Genomic DNA, 2,523 nt, shown 5'->3' with positions numbered 1-2,523 from the left:
GGGGGGAGCGGGGGGGGGGGGGGGGGGGGGGCGGGGCCCAGCCCGATCCGCCGCCTTTTCCGCCGCGCCCAGGCTGCGGCTCAGGATATTGACGGCAAAGATTATCCGGGTGAATAATCCGGAGCGGTTATGCCGCTTTCCCCTCGCGCCCGTCGCGACGCTCCGGGTTACGGATGACATAAGCGTTTCGTATGACCGGGATAAACTCCCGCCGATCAATACTCATTGCTGCTGTTTTATCTTGATTTTGCAGGGGCGCAACATTGCACGGCACCGTGTTACCACCACTCAAAAAAGGCTGGCAGGCTACGCTGGATCTCCGCTTTCAGCAGGCCGGCGGCAAGACCGTTCTCGCCAGCGCCCAACACGTCGGCCCGCTGACCGTCCAGCGCCCGTTTTACCCGGAAGAAGAGACCTGTCACCTCTATCTGCTTCACCCGCCCGGCGGCATCGTCGGCGGTGATGAGCTGACAATTAGCGCGCACCTTGCCCCCGGCTGCCATACGCTGATAACCATGCCTGGCGCCAGCAAGTTTTACCGCAGCAGCGGCGCGCAAGCGCTAGTTCGCCAGCAGTTGACCCTTGCCCCGCAGGCGACCCTGGAGTGGCTCCCGCAGGATGCCATCTTCTTTCCCGGGGCGAATGCCCGGCTGTTCACTACCTTTCATCTTTGCGCCTCCAGCAGGCTGCTGGCCTGGGATCTGCTCTGCCTTGGCCGCCCGGTGATTGGCGAAACCTTCAGCCACGGCACCCTCAGCAACCGGCTGGAGGTATGGGTGGACGATGAGCCGCTGCTGGTCGAGCGCCTGCAGCTGCAGGAGGGAGAGCTCTCCAGCGTCGCCGAACGTCCCTGGGTCGGCACTTTGCTGTGCTATCCGGCTACCGATGCCCTGCTCGACGGGGTGCGCGACGCGCTGGCGCCGCTCGGTCTCTACGCCGGCGCCAGCCTGACCGACCGCCTGCTGACGGTGCGTTTCCTCAGTGACGATAATCTGATTTGCCAGCGGGTGATGCGCGACGTATGGCAGTTTCTGCGCCCTCATCTCACCGGTAAATCTCCCGTACTTCCCCGAATCTGGCTGACTTAAGAGAACGTTATGGAACTGACCCCCCGAGAAAAAGACAAGCTGTTGCTGTTTACCGCCGCGCTGGTGGCGGAGCGTCGCCTGGCCCGCGGCCTGAAGCTCAACTATCCGGAGTCCGTGGCCCTGATCAGCGCCTTTATTATGGAAGGCGCTCGGGACGGCAAAAGCGTGGCCTCGCTGATGGAGGAAGGCCGTCACGTCCTGACCCGCGAGCAGGTGATGGAGGGCGTCCCGGAAATGATCCCGGATATCCAGGTCGAAGCCACCTTCCCGGACGGCTCGAAGCTGGTCACCGTTCACAACCCGATTATCTGAGGTAGCGCCATGATCCCCGGTGAATATCACGTTAAGCCCGGTCAGATAGCCCTGAATACCGGCCGGGCAACCTGTCGCGTGGTCGTTGAGAACCACGGCGATCGGCCGATTCAGGTCGGTTCGCACTACCATTTCGCCGAGGTTAACCCGGCGCTGAAGTTCGACCGTCAGCAGGCCGCCGGCTATCGCCTGAATATCCCGGCGGGCACGGCGGTACGCTTTGAACCCGGCCAGAAACGCGAGGTCGAGCTGGTGGCCTTCGCCGGTCACCGCGCCGTCTTCGGCTTCCGCGGCGAGGTCATGGGCCCTCTGGAGGTAAACGATGAGTAATATTTCACGCCAGGCCTATGCCGATATGTTCGGCCCCACCGTCGGCGACAAGGTGCGCCTGGCGGATACCGAGCTGTGGATCGAGGTGGAGGACGATTTGACCACCTACGGGGAAGAGGTCAAATTCGGCGGCGGCAAAGTGATCCGCGACGGCATGGGCCAGGGACAGATGCTTGCCGCCGACTGTGTCGACCTGGTGCTCACCAACGCGTTGATTGTCGATCACTGGGGGATCGTTAAGGCCGATATCGGCGTGAAGGACGGCCGGATCTTCGCCATCGGCAAAGCCGGCAACCCCGACATCCAGCCCAACGTCACCATCCCCATCGGCGCCGCGACGGAAGTGATCGCCGCCGAAGGAAAAATTGTCACCGCCGGCGGGATCGATACCCATATTCACTGGATCTGTCCGCAGCAGGCGGAAGAGGCGCTGGTCTCCGGCGTGACCACCATGGTCGGCGGCGGCACCGGCCCGGCCGCGGGCACCCATGCCACCACCTGCACCCCGGGCCCGTGGTATATCTCACGCATGCTGCAGGCGGCCGACAGCCTGCCGGTCAATATCGGCCTGCTGGGCAAGGGCAACGTTTCTCAGCCGGATGCCCTTCGCGAGCAGGTGGCGGCGGGCGTTATTGGCCTGAAGATCCATGAGGACTGGGGCGCCACCCCGGCGGCGATCGACTGTGCGTTAACCGTCGCCGATGAAATGGACATCCAGGTCGCCCTGCACAGCGACACCCTGAATGAATCCGGATTTGTGGAAGACACCCTCGCCGCCATCGGCGGGGGCGCC

The 2,523-nt window shown here is 63.6% G+C and carries 5 protein-coding genes and 1 pseudogene; 5 read left to right on the top strand and 1 reads right to left on the bottom strand.

All coding sequences use genetic code 11. From position 1 onward, the window contains the following. Nucleotides 1–39 precede the first annotated feature (39 nt). Nucleotides 40–117, top strand: a pseudogene (locus HMPREF9538_RS32825) (hypothetical protein); the annotation flags it as partial. A 10-nt stretch (nucleotides 118–127) separates the two neighbouring features. Here the strand turns inward: HMPREF9538_RS32825 and HMPREF9538_RS16070 are convergent. Then, nucleotides 128–274: a short-chain dehydrogenase gene (locus HMPREF9538_RS16070; protein WP_004144529.1), complete on the bottom strand. Its 147-nt coding sequence runs from the start codon at nucleotides 272–274 to the stop codon at nucleotides 128–130. On the opposite strand from HMPREF9538_RS16070, the gene HMPREF9538_RS16075 reads away from it, so the two are divergent. The 4 genes from HMPREF9538_RS16075 to HMPREF9538_RS29775 all read left to right on the top strand — a co-directional run. After that, nucleotides 264–1,088 carry an urease accessory protein UreD gene (locus HMPREF9538_RS16075; RefSeq protein WP_004174349.1) on the top strand — a complete coding sequence of 275 codons (825 nt, stop codon included), beginning with the start codon at nucleotides 264–266 and terminating at the stop codon, nucleotides 1,086–1,088. The genes HMPREF9538_RS16070 and HMPREF9538_RS16075 overlap by 11 nt on opposite strands. Before the next feature lie 9 nt (nucleotides 1,089–1,097). After that, nucleotides 1,098–1,400, top strand: coding sequence for an urease subunit gamma (locus HMPREF9538_RS16080; protein ID WP_002916871.1), 303 nt, complete (start codon nucleotides 1,098–1,100; stop codon nucleotides 1,398–1,400). A gap of 9 nt (nucleotides 1,401–1,409) precedes the next feature. After that, nucleotides 1,410–1,730: an urease subunit beta gene (locus HMPREF9538_RS16085; protein WP_002916872.1), complete on the top strand. Its 321-nt coding sequence runs from the start codon at nucleotides 1,410–1,412 to the stop codon at nucleotides 1,728–1,730. After that, a partial coding sequence (locus tag HMPREF9538_RS29775) for an urease subunit alpha (RefSeq protein WP_009484816.1) occupies nucleotides 1,723–2,523 on the top strand: 801 nt, incomplete at its 3' end. The genes HMPREF9538_RS16085 and HMPREF9538_RS29775, both read left to right, overlap by 8 nt.

Origin of the sequence: Klebsiella sp. MS 92-3, assembly GCF_000195655.1 — a bacterium.
GTDB lineage: Bacteria > Pseudomonadota > Gammaproteobacteria > Enterobacterales > Enterobacteriaceae > Klebsiella > Klebsiella pneumoniae.
The sequence above is the reverse complement of the archived record's forward strand: the minus strand, read 5'-3'. Positions and strand labels throughout refer to the sequence as shown.